Source organism: Streptomyces sp. NPDC021212, assembly GCF_044332925.1.
GTDB lineage: Bacteria > Actinomycetota > Actinomycetes > Streptomycetales > Streptomycetaceae > Streptomyces.
This window is the reverse complement of record NZ_JBIRPZ010000004.1, coordinates 537,043-553,663: the sequence shown is the minus strand read 5'-3', so window position 1 is coordinate 553,663 and position 16,621 is coordinate 537,043. Positions and strand designations below refer to the sequence as shown.

The 16,621-nt window shown below is 70.4% G+C and carries 12 protein-coding genes; 2 read left to right on the top strand and 10 right to left on the bottom strand.

All coding sequences use genetic code 11. The features are described 5' to 3' along the window. Positions 1–59: 59 nt before the first annotated feature. Positions 60–2,654 (bottom strand): ATP-dependent chaperone ClpB, encoded by a 2,595-nt coding sequence (gene clpB, locus ACH4SI_RS14015; RefSeq protein WP_398295941.1) that lies wholly within the window; start codon positions 2,652–2,654, stop codon positions 60–62. A gap of 122 nt (positions 2,655–2,776) precedes the next feature. On the opposite strand from clpB, the gene ACH4SI_RS14010 reads away from it, so the two are divergent. After that, entirely contained in the window at positions 2,777–3,187 is a 411-nt protein-coding gene (locus ACH4SI_RS14010) for a pyridoxamine 5'-phosphate oxidase family protein (RefSeq protein WP_398295940.1), read from the top strand. A gap of 12 nt (positions 3,188–3,199) precedes the next feature. Here the strand turns inward: ACH4SI_RS14010 and proP are convergent, their stop codons facing one another. The 8 genes from proP to dnaK form a co-directional block, all read right to left on the bottom strand. Then, positions 3,200–4,717, bottom strand: a complete 1,518-nt coding sequence (gene proP, locus ACH4SI_RS14005; protein ID WP_398296061.1) for a glycine betaine/L-proline transporter ProP — start codon at positions 4,715–4,717, stop codon at positions 3,200–3,202. 140 nt (positions 4,718–4,857) lie between these two features. After that, on the bottom strand, positions 4,858–5,223 hold the full coding sequence (locus ACH4SI_RS14000; RefSeq protein WP_398295939.1) for a cupin domain-containing protein: 366 nt from the start codon (positions 5,221–5,223) through the stop codon (positions 4,858–4,860). A gap of 91 nt (positions 5,224–5,314) precedes the next feature. After that, complete coding sequence (locus tag ACH4SI_RS13995) at positions 5,315–5,839, bottom strand: hypothetical protein (RefSeq protein WP_398295938.1); 525 nt, start codon at positions 5,837–5,839, stop codon at positions 5,315–5,317. A gap of 244 nt (positions 5,840–6,083) precedes the next feature. Next, positions 6,084–6,356: a hypothetical protein gene (locus tag ACH4SI_RS13990; RefSeq protein ID WP_398295937.1), complete on the bottom strand. Its 273-nt coding sequence runs from the start codon at positions 6,354–6,356 to the stop codon at positions 6,084–6,086. Between the two features lie 235 nt (positions 6,357–6,591). Then, entirely contained in the window at positions 6,592–7,077 is a 486-nt protein-coding gene (locus tag ACH4SI_RS13985) for a heat shock protein transcriptional repressor HspR (RefSeq protein WP_398295936.1), read from the bottom strand. A 4-nt stretch (positions 7,078–7,081) separates the two neighbouring features. Beyond that, positions 7,082–8,269, bottom strand: coding sequence for a molecular chaperone DnaJ (dnaJ, locus tag ACH4SI_RS13980; RefSeq protein ID WP_398295935.1), 1,188 nt, complete (start codon positions 8,267–8,269; stop codon positions 7,082–7,084). Positions 8,270–8,314: 45 nt separating this feature from the next. Beyond that, positions 8,315–8,974, bottom strand: a complete 660-nt coding sequence (gene grpE, locus ACH4SI_RS13975; protein WP_398295934.1) for a nucleotide exchange factor GrpE — start codon at positions 8,972–8,974, stop codon at positions 8,315–8,317. Continuing rightward, on the bottom strand, positions 8,971–10,842 hold the full coding sequence (dnaK, locus tag ACH4SI_RS13970) for a molecular chaperone DnaK (RefSeq protein WP_398295933.1): 1,872 nt from the start codon (positions 10,840–10,842) through the stop codon (positions 8,971–8,973). The genes grpE and dnaK overlap by 4 nt, the downstream gene beginning before the upstream one ends. Before the next feature lie 272 nt (positions 10,843–11,114). Here dnaK and ACH4SI_RS13965 point away from each other — a divergent pair, with 272 nt between their 5' ends. After that, positions 11,115–13,394, top strand: a complete 2,280-nt coding sequence (locus ACH4SI_RS13965; RefSeq protein WP_398295932.1) for a (Fe-S)-binding protein — start codon at positions 11,115–11,117, stop codon at positions 13,392–13,394. Between the two features lie 78 nt (positions 13,395–13,472). Here the strand turns inward: ACH4SI_RS13965 and ACH4SI_RS13960 are convergent, their stop codons facing one another. Then, positions 13,473–16,193 carry a SpoIIE family protein phosphatase gene (locus ACH4SI_RS13960; RefSeq protein ID WP_398296060.1) on the bottom strand — a complete coding sequence of 907 codons (2,721 nt, stop codon included), beginning with the start codon at positions 16,191–16,193 and terminating at the stop codon, positions 13,473–13,475. Between the last annotated feature and the right edge of the window lie 428 nt (positions 16,194–16,621).

The window sequence follows — 16,621 nt, the reverse complement described above, 5'->3', positions numbered from 1 at the left end:
CGGCCCCCGCCGTGCAACCCCGGCCGTACCTTTGCGCGATCAAGACGGACCCGGGCGCGTCACCCCGCCGGGCCCACCAGAAGACCGTCACCGGTGCGGTCGACGCGGACCGTGTCGCCGTCCCGGACCTCGCCGGAGAGGATCTCCCTGGCCAGCCGGTCGCCGATCGCGGTCTGCACCAGACGGCGCAGCGGGCGCGCCCCGTACGCCGGGTCGTTGCCCTCCTCGGCGAGCCAGGCCAGCGCCTCCGGGGTGACCTCCAGGGTCAGCCGCCGTTCGGCCAGGCGCCGGGCGAGCGAGGCGATCTGCAGCTCGGCGATGCGGGCCAGCTCGTGCTGGCTGAGCGCGGAGAAGACGACCAGGTCGTCCAGCCGGTTCAGGAACTCCGGCTTGAAGGAGCTGCGCACGGTCTCCAGGACGCTCTGCTTCTTCTCCTCCTCGCCGAGCAGCGGGTCCATCAGGTACTGGCTGCCCAGGTTGGAGGTGAGGACCAGGATGGTGTTGCGGAAGTCCACCGTCCGGCCCTGGCCGTCGGTGAGCCGGCCGTCGTCCAAGACCTGGAGCAGGATGTCGAAGACCTCGGGGTGGGCCTTCTCCACCTCGTCCAGCAGCACCACGCTGTACGGGCGGCGGCGCACCGCCTCGGTGAGCTGGCCGCCCTCCTCGTAGCCGACGTAGCCGGGCGGGGCGCCGACCAGCCGGGCGACGCTGTGCTTCTCGCCGTACTCGCTCATGTCGATGCGGACCATGGCCCGCTCGTCGTCGAAGAGGAAGTCGGCGAGCGCCTTGGCCAGCTCGGTCTTGCCGACGCCGGTGGGGCCGAGGAAGAGGAACGATCCGGTGGGCCGGTCCGGGTCGGCGATTCCGGCCCGGGTGCGGCGCACGGCGTCGGAGACCGCCCGTACGGCCTCGATCTGGCCGATCAGCCGCTTGCCCAGCTCGTCCTCCATGCGCAGCAGCTTCTGGGTCTCGCCCTCCAGCAGCCGACCGGCCGGGATGCCGGTCCAGGAGGCGACCACGTCGGCCACGTCGTCCGGGCCGACCTCCTCCTTGACCATGGTGCCGCGGTCCTCCTGCTGCACCTCCGCCTCGGCCTCCGACGCCTCGGCCAGCTCGCGCTCCAGGGCCGGGATCTCCCCGTACAGCAGCTTGGAGGCGGTGCCGAAGTCGCCGTCGCGCTGGGCGCGCTCGGCCTGGCCGCGCAGCTCGTCCAGCTTCTCCTTCAGCTCACCGACCCGGTTGAGGCCCTGCTTCTCCTTCTCCCAGCGGGCGGTCAGGCCGCGCAGCTCCTCCTCCTTGTCGGCGAGGTCGCGGCGCAGCTTCTCCAGCCGCAGCTTGCTGGCCTCGTCGGTCTCCTTGGCGAGCGCCATCTCCTCCATCTTCATCCGGTCGACGGAGCGCTGGAGCTCGTCGATCTCCACGGGTGAGGAGTCGATCTCCATGCGGAGCCGGGAGGCCGCCTCGTCCACCAGGTCGATGGCCTTGTCGGGGAGGAAGCGGGAGGTGATGTACCGGTCGGAGAGGGTCGCGGCGGCCACCAGCGCGCCGTCCGCGATCTGCACCTTGTGGTGGGCCTCGTACCGGCCCTTGAGCCCGCGCAGGATCGCCACGGTGTCCTCGACGGTCGGCTCGGCGACCAGCACCTGCTGGAAGCGGCGCTCCAGCGCGGCGTCCTTCTCGATCCGCTCGCGGTACTCGTCGAGGGTGGTGGCGCCGACCATGCGCAGCTCGCCGCGGGCCAGCATGGGCTTGAGCATGTTGCCCGCGTCCATGGACGAATCGCCGCCGGCGCCCGCGCCGACCACGGTGTGCAGCTCGTCGATGAAGGTGATGATCTGGCCGTCGCTGGACTTGATCTCGGCGAGGACGGTCTTCAGCCGCTCCTCGAACTCGCCCCGGTACTTCGCGCCCGCGACCATCGCGCCGAGGTCGAGGGCGACCAGCCGCTTGTCGCGCAGGCTCTCCGGCACATCGCCCTTGACGATGCGCTGGGCCAGCCCTTCCACCACGGCGGTCTTGCCGACGCCCGGGTCGCCGATCAGCACCGGGTTGTTCTTCGTACGGCGCGAGAGCACCTGCACCACGCGCCGGATCTCCTGGTCCCGGCCGATGACCGGGTCCAGCTTGCCCTCGCGGGCGGCGGCGGTGAAGTCCGTGCCGAACTTCTCCAGCGCCTTGTACGTGCCCTCCGGATCGGGAGTCGTCACCCGCTGTCCACCCCTGGCCTTCTCGAACGCGGCGAGCAGCGCCTTGGCGCTCGCCCCCTGCTGGTCGAGCAGTTCCCCGGCCTGGCCGCCCTTGGCGGCGATGCCGATCAGAAGGTGCTCGGTGGAGATGTAGTCGTCGCCGAGGTCCTTCGCGCGCTGCGCGGCGTCCACGAGGACGGCCTGCAGCTCGCGGCTGGCCTGCGGCGGGGCCACGGTGGAGCCCTGCACGCTGGGCAGGGCGGCGAGCAGCCGGTCGGCCCCGTTCCGTACGACGGCCGCGTCGGTGTCGACGGCGGCCAGCAGATCCATGATGTTCTCGTTGTCCTGCCCTGCGAGCAGGGCGAGCAACACATGGGCCGGGGTCAGATCGGCGTGCCCGGCGGACACCGCCCGGTCGTTGGCTGCGCTCAGCGCGGCCCGGCTCTTGTTGGTCAGCTCGGCGTCCACGTCCTGTGCTCCTCCTCGTCGCGCGGCGGCGCCCACAATCCTGCTCTGCACAACATGCGTAAAGTTGAGTCTATTCCACTCAACTGTGTCTCCGCCAGCGTTCTGGCCATAGGTTCGCGGTCATGGCCCTCGATCCTCGCAACCCGGACCCCGCGTACCTCGCCTTCTGGCGCGAACGCCACGTGTGCACCCTCACCACCCTCCGCCCCAACGGCACCCCGCACGTCGTCCCGGTCGGCGTCACCTACGACCCCGACGCCGGGCTCGCCCGCGTCATCGCGAGCGGCCACAGCCGCAAGGTCGCCCACGTCCGGGCGGCGGACCGCCCGGCGGACGGCGCCCGCGTCGCCGTCTGCCAGATGGCGGGCAGGCGGTGGGCCACCCTGGAGGGGATCGCGCGGGTACGTACCGAACCCGAGCTGATCGCCGACGCCGAACGCCGCTACGCCGAACGCTACGAGCGGACCCCCCGCCCCAACCCGCAGCGCGTCCTGATCGAGATCACCCTCACCCGTGCGATGGGCCGGGCCTGAGGAGCGTGGGGCTCACTGCTGGTGGTGGCCCCACGGGTGACGCACCCTGATCCAGATGTCGCGCGCCCCGCGCCCGGCCTCGGTGCGGCTCTCCGCCACCGCCGTACGGGCCTCCTCCTCGGTCTCCACCATCGGGCCCGAACCGCGCAGCGGCTTCCCGGCCGTCTCGTACAGGAACAGGGCCGAGATCAGACCCACCACACCGGCCCCCATCAGGTAGTACGCGGGCACCAGCGGATCACCCGTCGACTCGACCAGCGACGACACGACCAGCGGTGTCGTGCCGCCGAACAGCGACACGGAGATGTTGAACGCGATCGACAGCGCCCCGTAGCGCAGCCGGGTCGGGAACAGCGCCGGCAGCGTGGCGGCGCTCGTGCCCGCGAAGGTGACCAGCAGCAGCCCCAGCACCAGACAGCCGATCGCGGGCAGCAGGATGCCGCCCTCCTGGATCAGCAGGAACGCCGGGATCGCCAGCAGGATCATGGCCCCGCTCCCGGCCATGAACATCGGCCGGCGCCCCCAGCGGTCGGAGGACCGCCCGACCACGGTGATCGTCAGCGCCACGACCAGCATGGTGGCGAGCACCAGCAGCTGGGCGGTGGTGGCGTTCTCGCCGAGCGTGGAGGTCATGTACGTCGGCAGATAGGACGTCACCATGTAGTTGGTGACGTTGTAGAGCAGCACAAGACCCATGCAGATCAGCACGGCCTGCCAGTGCCGGGTGAAGATCTCCTTCAGCCGCCCCTTGCCGGACTGCCGCGCGTCCTCCACGGGCGCGGTGCCGCCACCGGCCGCCGCGGCCTTCGCCGCCTCGGCCGCCCGTTCCGCCTCCTGCTGGAACGCCGGGCTCTCCTCCAGCCGCAGCCGCATGTACAGGCCGATCGCCCCGAGCGGCCCGGCGACCAGGAACGGAATCCGCCAGCCCCAGTTCACCATGCCGTCGTCCCCGAGCACCGCGGTGAGCACCGTGACCACCCCGGAGCCCAGCGAATAGCCGACGAACGTGCCGAAGTCGAGCCAGCTGCCCAGGAAGCCGCGCCGCCGGTCGGGCGCGAACTCCGCGATGTACGTGGTGGCCCCCGCGTACTCACCGCCGGTCGAGAAGCCCTGCACCACCCGGCACGCCAGCAGCAGCAGCGGCGCGGCGAAGCCGATCGAGTCGTAAGCGGGCAGCAGCCCCACCGCGAAGGTGCTGACCGCCATCATGATCATGGTGGTGGACAGCACCCGTCGCCGCCCGATGCGGTCCCCCAGCGGCCCGAAGACCAGCCCGCCGAGCGGACGCACCAGAAACGCGACCGCGAAGGTGGCGAACGTCGACACCACCTGCGCGGCCGGGGAACTGGACGGGAAGAAGACCTTGCCGAGGGTGACCGCGACGTACGCGTAGACGCCGAAGTCGAACCACTCCATGGTGTTGCCGACCGCGGTCGCCGTCACCGCGCGCCGCAGCCGCGGCCGGTCGACGACCGTGACGTCCTCGTAGCTCAGTGCCTTCTTGCGGCGGCGGAGCAGCGTCCGCAGCATGCGGTCGGTGCGTTCGCTGCCGCCGCCTCTGGCCGGGCGGCCGCCCTTGTGCGGTGGTGTGGGGCCGGTGCTCATCTCATCCCTGCCGACGGATCCGGGCTGCTACGCGTTACCGCACCCCACCGGACGAAACCCGTGGCTCAGGCTTCGGCCAGCCGCGCGTAGGCCTCGGCCATCTCACCGCCGGTGTCGTACACCACGCACTGCTCGTCACCGACCACCCACGCATCGTGGCCGGGCGGCACCACGTACACATCGCCGGGCCCCACCTCGGACTCGGCACCGTCGTCCATGCGCAGCCGCATCCGCCCCTGCATGACGACCCCGGTGTGCCGGACATGGCAGCTCTCGGTCCCGGCCAGCGGCCGGATCGACTCCCGCCAGCGCCAGCCGGGCTCGAAGGTGCCCACGGCGAAGTCGTATCCCGTCAGGTGCACCGTTTCCAGATGTCCACCGGGAAAGTCCCGCCGCTCATCCGGCTTGTCCAGCGTCTTGATCTCCAACATGAGTTACCTCCTCCCACACCTCCATGGTGCGCCCACTACGAAGCGGACCGAACACCGACCAGCTGCGCCAGGCCGCCCCGGATGAGCGTGGTCAGCGGCTCCCCACGCCGCCTCCCGCCCCGTACCGGCTGGGCCGCCCGCTCACCGCCGACTCCACCGCCACCAGCGCGTCGTCGCGCGGCCCGGCCCGTAAGAGGTCAGCCATGGTGCGCACCACGGTGGTCGTCCTCAGCCCACCCACCGTCGTGGTTTCCTCCGGGCCGAGCCGCATTTTGTGCAGCACCCCACCGTGGACAGTCGTGCTGACCCCGCGCGGGGCTGTGAACTCCACACGCTGTGTACGGGTTTCGACGTCATGCAGCACCGCTGCGGCGGTATGGCTCACCACCAGGTGCGGACGCCCCACTTGGTCGGCGTGCAACAGCGCCATCTCGTTCAGCTCCCGCCCCGGCTCAAGCCAAGCCCCGGTACGGATCCGCGTCCACCCGTCGCTCACCGGACGCCGGTTCAGCCTCCGTTGCGGCCATCCGCAGGCCATGGCTTGCGTGGTCAGCAGGACCCCGCTGTGCGCGCCGGCCAGCGCGGTCAGCGAGACCGCGTCCCCCGTTTTCGCCATGCCCCCAGGGTGCCGTCGATCGCCCGTCGGCGCTCGGGCCTGTGGATAACGCGGTTGAGGTGGCTTACGGACAGCGGTACGCCGCCGGATCGGCGTACCGCTGTCCGGGAGTCACCTCAACCGGGTACGCAGAAGGGCGCGGTAGTGGTCCAGTTGCGCCTCCGCGTGCAGGAAGTCGATGACCGCCTCAAGGTGGTCTGAGATCACCAGGAAGCCGCCCGCCACCTGGGCGTAGGCCGTTCGGTCAGGGCGCCATGAGGGCGACGCGGCGGAGCTCCACGGACTCGATGGTGACGCCGGGGGCCGAGCCGCCGAGCAGCGGCACGGCCGCGCGGGCCAGCTCCCCGTCCTCGAACGTCAGGATCGACATGCCGCGGCCGTCCACGGGCTCCAGCCACTGGCCGGACACGAAACCTGGCGCCGCGGTGAGCCTCGGCAGGACGTCGTTCATGAGCGCGGCGGCGGCCGCGGGGGCCCGGGCCGGGTCGATGGCGAGGGTGACGAGGACTGCGTGCATCGAGGTCTCCTGCGGTGGAATGCTCCGTTCAGCAGGTAGGACCGTCCAGCGGCCCGGAACTCATCGCGCCCAGGTCACTCCCCCCTGGCGCGGGCCGGTGATCTCCACCGTGGTGCCGTACGGGACACCTCATGGCCGGGAGAGACCACCTCGACGACGAGGCACACGCTACGAACGCGAGTGGCCCGGCGGCCGAAGGTCGGTCGCCGGGCCACTCGATCAGGTGAACGGTCCGCTAGTCCCTGCGCCTGGGCTTCGGCCGCCACACGACCAGCGCGCTGCTCTGCTGGACGTCCTGGTAGGGGACCAGGTCGCGGCGGTACGAGGCGTGGACCTGGGCCTCGCGCTGCTGCATCGCGGCGGCCGCGCCCTCGACGGCCGACTGCAGCTCGGCGACGCGCGACTGGAGCGCGGCGACCTGGTTCTCCAGTTCGATGATGCGCTTGATCCCCGCGAGGTTGATGCCCTCGTCCTGGGACAGCTGCTGCACCTGGCGCAGCAGGTCGATGTCGCGTGCGGAATACCTCCGGCCGCGGCCGGGGGTACGGTCCGGGGAGACCAGACCGAGACGGTCGTACTGACGCAGGGTCTGCGGATGCAGGCCGGAGAGCTGAGCGGCGACCGAGATGACGTACACCGGCGATTCGTCGGTCAGCTCGTACGGATTGCGGGATCGGCCGGTTCCCCTGCTTCCAAGGCCCCCTCGGCCGTGGGTCTCCATTGGGTCATGCTCCCTTCGCGGCCTGGAACAGCTCCGCCCGCGGGTCCTCGTCCGCGGTCGCCTCCCGGTAGGACTCCAGCGCCTCGCGTGCCGAGTCGCTGAGGTCCTTCGGCACCGTGACCTCGACGGTGACCAGCAGGTCGCCGTGGGTCCCGTCCTTGCGCACCGCTCCCTTGCCGCGGGCGCGCATCGTCCGGCCGTTGGGCGTGCCGGCCGGCAGCTTCAGGGTGACCGGTGGGCCGCCCAGCGTCGGGACCTTGATCTCGCCGCCGAGCGCAGCCTCCGGAAGGGTGACGGGGACGGTGACGGTCAGGTTGTCGCCGCGCCGGCCGAAGACCGGATGCGGGTCCACATGGACGATGACGTAGAGGTCACCGGCCGGACCGCCGGTCTCGCCCGGGGCGCCCTTGCCGCGCAGCCGGATCCGCTGGCTGTCGCTGACGCCCGCGGGGATGCGGACCTGCATGGTGCGGGCGGAACGGGCCCGTCCGCTGCCCTTGCAGGTCTCGCACGGGTCCTGCGCGATCAGACCGCGGCCCCGGCACTCCACGCACGGGTCGGTGAGCGAGAAGCCGCCACCGCCGCCCCGGCTGACCTGTCCGGTGCCGACGCAGGTCGGGCAGACCCGCGGGGTGCCGTTCTTGTCGCCGGTGCCGGAGCACGTCTTGCACGGGGCCTGGCTGGACATCCGCAGCGGAACGGTGGCCCCTTCGACGGCCTCGGTGAAGCTGAGCGTCACCTCGGACTCGATGTCCTGGCCGCGCCGCGGCTGGGTACGGGTGGCGCCGCCGCGGTTGAAGAGACCGCCGAACACGTCGCCGAGCCCGCCGCCGAAGCCGCCCGCGCCGCCTGCCCCACCGGGGCCGCCATGGGCGCCGCCGAAGAGGTCGCCCAGGTCGAAGTTGAAGCTTCCGGTGGAGCCCGCCCCGCCCGGCCCGGGGCGGAAGCCCCCGTTGCCGAACAGGGAGCGGGCCTCGTCGTACTCCTTGCGCCGCTTGGGGTCGCCGAGGATGTCGTTCGCCTCGGAGATCTCCTTGAAGCGCTCCTCGGCCTTGACGTCGCCCTTGTTGGCGTCCGGGTGGTACTCGCGGGCGAGCTTCCGGTACGCCTTCTTGATCTCCGCCTCGGTGGCGTCCTTGGGGACGCCGAGAACCTTGTAGTAGTCCTTCTCGACGAAGTCCTTGGTGCTCATCCCCGACGTCCCTCCTCTCCTGATGGTCCTGCTATCACCGTCGCGTCAGCCCTCTTCCGGGCCACCGCTCTCCTCGTCCGGCGCCGTGCCGTCGCCTTCGCCCGGGCCCTTGGGCGAGGCACCCGGCTGGGGCTCGGCGACCGCGACCCGCGCCGGGCGAATCGTTCGTTCGCCGATTCGATACCCCGGCTGGAGAATCTGCACGCACGTCGTCTCGGTGACGTCCGGCGCGTACGAGTGCATGAGCGCCTCGTGCACCAGCGGGTCGAAGGGCTCGCCCTCCTTGCCGAACTGCTGCAGGCCCAGCTTCGCCGCCACCGTCTCCAGCGATTCGGCGACGGACTTGAAGCCGCCGACGAGTTCGCCGTGCTCACGCGCCCGGCCGATGTCGTCGAGCACGGGAAGCAGCTCGGTCAGGAGGTTCGCGACGGCGACCTCCTTGACCTGCACCCGGTCCCGCTCGACCCGGCGCCGGTAGTTCTGGTACTCGGCCTGAAGTCGCTGGAGGTCGGTGGTCCGCTCGTTGAGCGCGGTACGCACCTGGTCCAGCTGCGCCTGAATGGCTACCTGCTCGAGGTCCCCGGCCGGGGCACCCGGGCCCGCCTTGTCGGCGGACCCGGCGCCCTTCGCCGCGTCGTCGGGGGTCTGCGCGGCTTCGGAGGGGACGTCGGGCTGCTCCTCGAAGCCCGGGGTCTCCTCCGTCACGCGGCACCACCCTGGCCCTTGTCGGCCTTCTCGTCGTCGACGATCTCGGCGTCCACCACATCGTCGTCGGCCTTGGCCTGAGCGCCCTCGGCACCGGCCCCGCCGGCGGCACCGGCCTCGCCCGCGCCGGCGGCGTCGGAGTTGGCGTACATCGCCTGGCCCAGCTTCTGGCTGACCGCGGCGACCTTCTCGGTCGCGGTGCGGATCTCGGCGGTGTCCTCGCCCTTGAGCTTCTCCTTGAGGTCGGTGAGCGCTTCCTCGACCTCGGTCTTGACCTCGCCCGGGACCTTGTCCTCGTTGTCCTTGAGGAACTTCTCGGTCTGGTAGACCAGCTGCTCGGCCTGGTTGCGGGTCTCGGCGGCCTCGCGGCGCTTGTGGTCCTCCTCCGCGTACTGCTCGGCCTCGCGCATCATGCGGTCGATGTCGTCCTTCGGCAGCGCGGAGCCGCCGGTGACGGTCATCTTCTGCTCCTTGCCGGTGCCCAGGTCCTTCGCCGCGACGTGCATGATGCCGTTCGCGTCGATGTCGAAGGTGACCTCGATCTGCGGCACGCCGCGCGGGGCCGGGGGCAGGCCGGTCAGCTCGAACATCCCGAGCTTCTTGTTGTACGCGGCGATCTCGCGCTCGCCCTGGTAGACCTGGATCTGCACGGACGGCTGGTTGTCCTCGGCCGTCGTGAAGATCTCCGAGCGCTTGGTCGGAATGGTCGTGTTGCGCTCGATCAGCTTGGTCATGATGCCGCCCTTGGTCTCGATACCGAGGGACAGCGGGGTGACGTCCAGCAGCAGGACGTCCTTGACCTCACCCTTGAGGACACCGGCCTGGAGGGACGCGCCGATGGCGACGACCTCGTCCGGGTTGACGCCCTTGTTGGCGTCCTTGCCGCCGGTCAGCTCCTTGACCAGCTCGGCGACGGCGGGCATCCGGGTCGAGCCGCCGACCAGGACCACGTGGTCGATCTCGGACAGCGAGATGCCCGCGTCCTTGATGACGTTGTGGAACGGGGTCTTGCAGCGCTCCAGCAGGTCCGAGGTCAGCTGCTGGAACTGCGAGCGGCTGAGCTTCTCGTCCAGGTGCAGCGGACCCTCGGCGGAGGCCGTGATGTAGGGCAGGTTGATGGTGGTCTCGGTCGAGCTGGACAGCTCGATCTTCGCCTTCTCAGCGGCCTCACGGAGGCGCTGGAGGGCCATCTTGTCCTTGGACAGGTCCACGCCGTTGGCGTTGTTGAACTGCTTCACCAGGTAGTCGACGACGCGCTGGTCCCAGTCGTCACCACCGAGGTGGTTGTCACCGTTGGTGGCCTTGACCTCCACCACGCCGTCGCCGATCTCCAGCAGCGAGACGTCGAAGGTGCCGCCGCCGAGGTCGAAGACCAGGATGGTCTGGTCGTCCTTCTCCAGCCCGTACGCGAGCGCGGCAGCAGTAGGCTCGTTGACGATACGCAGGACGTTGAGGCCCGCGATCTCACCGGCTTCCTTGGTCGCCTGGCGCTCGGCGTCGTTGAAGTACGCCGGGACGGTGATGACCGCGTCCGCGACCTTCTCACCCAGGTACGCCTCCGCATCCCGCTTCAGCTTCTGCAGGATGAAGGCGCTCATCTGCTGCGGGTTGAAGTCCTTGCCGTCGAGGTTGACCTTCCAGTCGGTGCCCATGTGGCGCTTGACCGACCGGATGGTGCGATCCACGTTGGTGACCGCCTGGCGCTTGGCGACCTCGCCTACCAGAACCTCGCCGTTCTTCGCGAAGGCGACGACGGAAGGCGTGGTCCTGGCGCCCTCGGCGTTGGTGATGACGGTGGGCTCACCGCCTTCGAGAACACTGACGACGGAGTTCGTCGTACCCAGGTCGATGCCGACCGCACGTGCCATTTCGGGATCCTCCAGCTACAGCATTGAGTGGAACAGACTCAAGCGTGCATGATCGAGTTTTCGCTGTCAACAGACCTGAGTCGTCAGGGCTCAACTTTTATATGGGCCTTATACCCAAGGGGACTCGCCAGGGGGCCTGCCGGGTGCCCGTCGGGCGACGCAAATCACCGGCCGGTCGACTACATGGGGGTGCACCCGGACGGGTAATGTCAGTCAAGACCAATTAAGTTACTGCTTAGTAATGCCCGCATTCGCAGGTTCGAGGAGCCTCCATGCAACTCGCCGCGATCATCGTGTCGCTGGTCCTCACCGCGGTCGGCGTTGCCCTGCTCGGCCGGGCCGTCGCGCAATTCGTACGGTTCTTCAAGCTCGGCGCGCCGGTCCCGGCGGGCACCCGGACCGACAACCCCTGGCAGCGCAGCGTGACGCTGGTCCGGGAGTTCCTCGCGCACACCCGGATGAACAAGTGGGGCGTCATCGGCGTCGCCCACTGGTTCGTCGCGGTGGGCTTCCTGACCCTGCCGCCGACCATCATCAACGCCTACGGTCAGCTCTTCCAGGCGGACTGGACGCTGCCGCTCGTCGGCGGCTTCCTCCCGTACGAGCTCTACATCGAGTTCATCGGCACGATGACCACGCTGGGCATCGCGACCCTGATGGTGATCCGGCTGCTGAACCTGCCCAGCCGGGCCGGCCGCAAGTCGCGGTTCACGGGCTCCACGGCCTGGCAGGCGTACTTCGTCGAGTACGTCATCCTCATCATCGGCCTGGCCATCATGGCGCTGCGCGGCCTCGAGGGTGCCCTGCACGGGGTCGACCACTACGAGCCGGCGTATTTCGCCTCGTACCCGCTGGTGCTGCTCTTCAAGGGCCTGGGGCTCGGCACGCTGCAGAACCTGACCTACCTCTTCGCGATGATCAAGCTGGGCACCACCATGATCTGGATGATCGTGGTCAGCACGAACATCGACATGAGCATCGCCTGGCACCGCTTCCTGGCCTTCCCGAACATCTGGTTCAAGCGCGAGGCCGACGGGGACGTGGCGCTCGGCGCGCTCCAGCCGATGACCTCCGAGGGCGAGCCGATCGACTTCGAGGACCCGGACGAGGACGCCCAGTTCGGCGTCTCGCAGGTCGAGCACTTCTCCTGGAAGGGCATCCTCGACTTCTCCACCTGCACCGAATGCGGCCGCTGCCAGTCGCAGTGCCCGGCCTGGAACACCGGCAAGCCGCTCTCGCCGAAGCTGCTGATCATGGCGCTGCGCGACCACAGCCACGCCAAGGCCCCGTATCTGCTGGCGGGCGGCGGCAAGGATGCCGAGGGCGAGGAGAAGGCGACCGAGGCACAGCTGAAGGACGTGCCGGCGAGCGCGCTGGCGGAGGCCGAGCGCCCGCTGATCGGCACCCTGGAGGAGAACGGGGTCATCGACCCGGACGTCCTGTGGTCCTGCACCACCTGCGGCGCCTGTGTCGAGCAGTGCCCGGTGGACATCGAGCACGTCGACCACATCGTCGACATGCGCCGCTACCAGGTCATGATCGAGTCGTCCTTCCCCAGCGAGGCCGGGACGATGCTGAAGAACCTGGAGAAGAAGGGCAACCCCTGGGGGCTGGCGAAGAAGCAGCGCCTGGCGTGGACCAAGGAGGTCGAGTTCGAGGTCCCGGTCGTCGGCAAGGACATCGAGGACCTGACCGAGGTCGACTACCTGTACTGGGTCGGCTGCGCCGGGGCCCTGGAGGACCGGGCGAAGAAGACCACCAAGGCCTTCGCGGAGCTGCTGCACATCGCGGGCGTCAAGTTCGCGATCATGGGCGGCGACGAGGCGTGCACCGGTGACTCCGCCCGCCGCCTGGGCAACGAGTTCCTCTTCCAGCAGCTCGGCCAGCAGAACGTCGAGATGCTGAACATGGCATTCGGTGAGTCCGCCGAAGGTGAGGAGGGGGCCGAGGGCGTGGTGGTCGAGAAGGCGAAGAAGAAGATCGTCGCGACCTGCCCCCACTGCTTCAACACCATCGCCAACGAATACCCCCAGCTGGGCGGCCACTTCGAGGTCATCCATCACACCCAGCTGCTCCAGCACCTCATCGACGAGGGCAAGCTGATCCCCGTCACCCCGGTCGAGGGTCTGATCACCTATCACGACCCCTGCTACCTGGGCCGCCACAACAAGGTCTACACCCCGCCGCGCGAGATCATCGCCAAGGTGCCGGGCCTGCGGAACGAGGAGATGCACCGCCACAAGGAGCGCGGCTTCTGCTGCGGCGCCGGCGGCGCCCGCATGTGGATGGAGGAGCGGATCGGCAAGCGCATCAACAACGAGCGCGTCGACGAGGCCCTGTCGCTCAACCCCGACATCGTCTCCACCGCCTGCCCGTTCTGCCTGGTCATGCTGACCGACTCGGTCAACGGCAAGAAGAACGATGGCAAGGTCAGCGAGGCGCTCCAGGTCGTGGACGTGGCGCAGCTGCTGCTCGACTCGGTGAAGACCCCCGCCGAACCGGAGGGCGACGGCGAGTCGACCGAGGCCCCGGAGCCCGCTCCGGTGAAGTGACGCCCTCCTTGTACCGGCGATACCGACCATGACGAGGCCCGCCCGCGCACCGCGCGAGCGGGCCTCGTGTCGTACCGGCTACGGCCTCGGCTTGCCGTTCTTGGGCAGCGGCAGCGTCTGCTCGGTCCAGATGACCTTGCCCTCCGCCGTGTACCGCGTCCCCCACCGGTCGGCGAACTGCGAGACCAGGAACAGCCCGCGGCCGCCCTCGTCCGTCGTCGCCGCGTACCGCAGATGCGGCGAGGTGCTGCTGGTGTCGGACACCTCGCAGATCAGGCTGCGGTCGCACAGCAGCCGCACCCGGATCGGGCCCGTGGCGTAGCGGATCGCGTTGGTGATCAGCTCGCTGAGGATCAGCTCGGTCGTGAACGCCACGTCCCCCAGCTCCCACTCCGTGAGCTGCCGGGCCACCGCCGCCCGCACCTCGGCGACCTGGGCCGGGTCGGACGGCACCTCCCAGTCGGCGATCCGCCCCGGCTCCAGCACCCTCGTACGGGCGACGATCAGCGCGATGTCGTCGCTGGGGCGCTCGGGCAGCAGCGCGTCCAGCACCGCCGTACAGGTCTGCTCCGGGGTGCGCCCCGGGTGGGACAGGGCGTCGCGCAGCAGCTCAAGGCCCGTATCGATGTCCCGGTCGCGCTTCTCGATCAGCCCGTCCGTGTAGAGCACCAGATGGCTGCCCTCGGGCAGCTCCAGCTGCTCCGTCTCGAACGGCAGCCCGCCCAGGCCCAGCGGCGGGCCCACGGGCAGGTCCGTCAGGAGCTCGACCGTGCCGTCCGGGCTCACCACCGCGGGCGGCGGATGACCGGCCCGGGCCATGGTGCAGCGCCGGGTCACCGGATCGTAGATCGCGTACAGACAGGTGGCCCCGATGATCACCTCACCGCCGCCGTCGCCTTCCGCCAGGACACTGTGGCCCTCGTCCTGGTCGATGCGGGCGATCAGATCGTCCAGATGGGACAGGATCTCGTCCGGTGGCAGATCGAGGGTGGAGAAGTTGTGCACCGCGGTCCGCAGCCGCCCCATCGTGGCCGCCGCGTGCAGCCCATGGCCGACGACATCGCCCACCACCAGCGCCACCCGCGCGCCCGGCAGCGGGATGACATCGAACCAGTCGCCGCCGACGCCCGACTCGGCGGGCAGATAGCGGTACGCCACGTCCAGCGCGTTCTGCTCGGGCAGCACCCGCGGCAGCAGACTGCGCTGGAGCGTCACCGCCATGGTGTGCTCGCGGGTGTAGCGCCGGGCGTTGTCGATGCTGACGGCGGCCCGGGTGACCAGTTCCTCGGCGAGCGAGATGTCGTCGTCCTCGAACGGCTCGGGCTTCTCCGCGCGCAGGAAGCTGGCCACGCCCAGCACCACGCCCCGGGCCCGTAACGGGACCGTGATCATCGAGTGGATGCCGGAGTCGACGATCTTCTGCGCCTGGTCGCGGTCCTGCTCCTGCCAGCCCTCGTGATCGCTCAGCACCGGGACGACCGTGACGACGCCGGTGCGGTACCCGCGGGCCTGCGGCGCGTTCGGGGTGAACCGGATCAGCTTGCCGAGCGGGTAGAGCGGCACGTCGTCGCGGATGCCGCTGAGCGCCGTACGCCGCAGGGGCGTGGGGCGGCCGTCCGCGCTCCCCCCGCCCCCCGTCGTACCGGCGGCGCCCTCCTGCGGCTCCTCGCCGCGCAGGACCGAGTCCGCGAGGTCGACGGAGACGTAGTCGGCGAAGCGGGCCACCGCGTACTCGGCCAGCTCCTGCGCGGTGCGCACCACGTCGAGTGTGGTGCCGATGGACACGCCCGCGTCGTACAGCAGCTTCAGGCGGTTGCGGGCCAGATCGACCTTGCCGGTCAGCGCGCGCAGCTCGGTGGTGTCGCGCAGGGTCGCGACGCTGCCGGGCGGGCCGCCGTTGCGGTCGGTGGGGCGGTGGCTGACCGACAGCAGCCGCTCCCCGGCCGTGTGCACCTCGTCGGTGGCCTGGCGCCCCGAGACCAGCAGCTCGGCCGTGTGCGGGTCGAAGCCCAGCTCGGCGACGAGACGGCCCTCCGCGTCCGGCGGCAGGGCGAACAGGCGGCGCGCCTCGTCGTTGGCCAGCACCAGACGGCCGTCGCCGCTGACGATCAGCACGCCCTCCCGCACGGCGTGCAGCACCGCGTCGTGGTGCTCGTACATCCGCGTCATCTCGGCCGGGTCCAGGCCGTGGGTCTGGCGGCGCAGCCGCCTGCTGACCATGGCAGTGCCGCCGGTGGCCAGGGCGAGCGCGGCCACGGCGGCGGCGACCAGCAGCGGCAGCTGGTGGTCGGCCGCGCCGCTCACCTTCTTGATCGTGATCCCGGCCGAGACCAGGCCCACGACCTTCCCGTGGCCGCTTCCCCGGCCGGTCCCCGGGTGCTCGAAGACGGGCACCACGGACCGCACGGAGAGGCCGAGCGTGCCGGTGAAGGTCTCCGTGACCGTCCGGCCCTTCACCGCGTCCGCGATGCTGCCCATGAAGTGCTTCCCGATCCGGTTCGGATTGGGGTGGGTGTAGCGGATCCCGTGGGGCGACATCGCCACGACGAAGTCGACGCCGGAGCCCTTGCGGGCCCGCTCGGCGAGCGGCTGCAGCGCGGCGGTCGGATCGGCGCCGCGCAGCGCGGCGGCCATGCCCGGCGCGTTCGCGAAGCTCTCGGCGACGGCCATCGAGCGGTTACGGGCCTCGCGCTCGCTGTCGTAGCGGGACTGCAGGACGAGCGCCACCACGGCGGCGACGACCAGCAGCAGCACGACGACCACCTGGAGCACGAACACCTGGCCCGCGACCGTACGCACACCACGGCCCTGGCGGCGCGACCGCCCGCCACGGCGGCCCGGGGGGCCCTGCCCCTCGTACCGCTCGTGCGCCCGGTGTGCCTGCCGCGCCCGGATCGTCCCGTGCCCCCCGAACTCGTGCCCGCCGGACTCCTGCCCTCCGGACTCGTACACCGCGGACTCGTGCACCGCGGACTCGTACGCCGCGGGCCGCTGATGGCGGGGGCCCTGCCGGCCCTGCCGACCACGCTGATTCCGCCAGTCGGTCACCGTCCGGGCCAAGGGAATCCGTGATCGACCGAAAAGTCCGGCCATGTCGATGTTTTTAGCACCCTCGCGCCGGGGCGGGCGAGCGGCATTCGCCGCTGCCGGCCGGCCACTCCCGTCCGACATCGCGCCTACACCCCGCTCGCACCCTCCGTGGGTCTCGGTGCCTCACCCGTCACTGA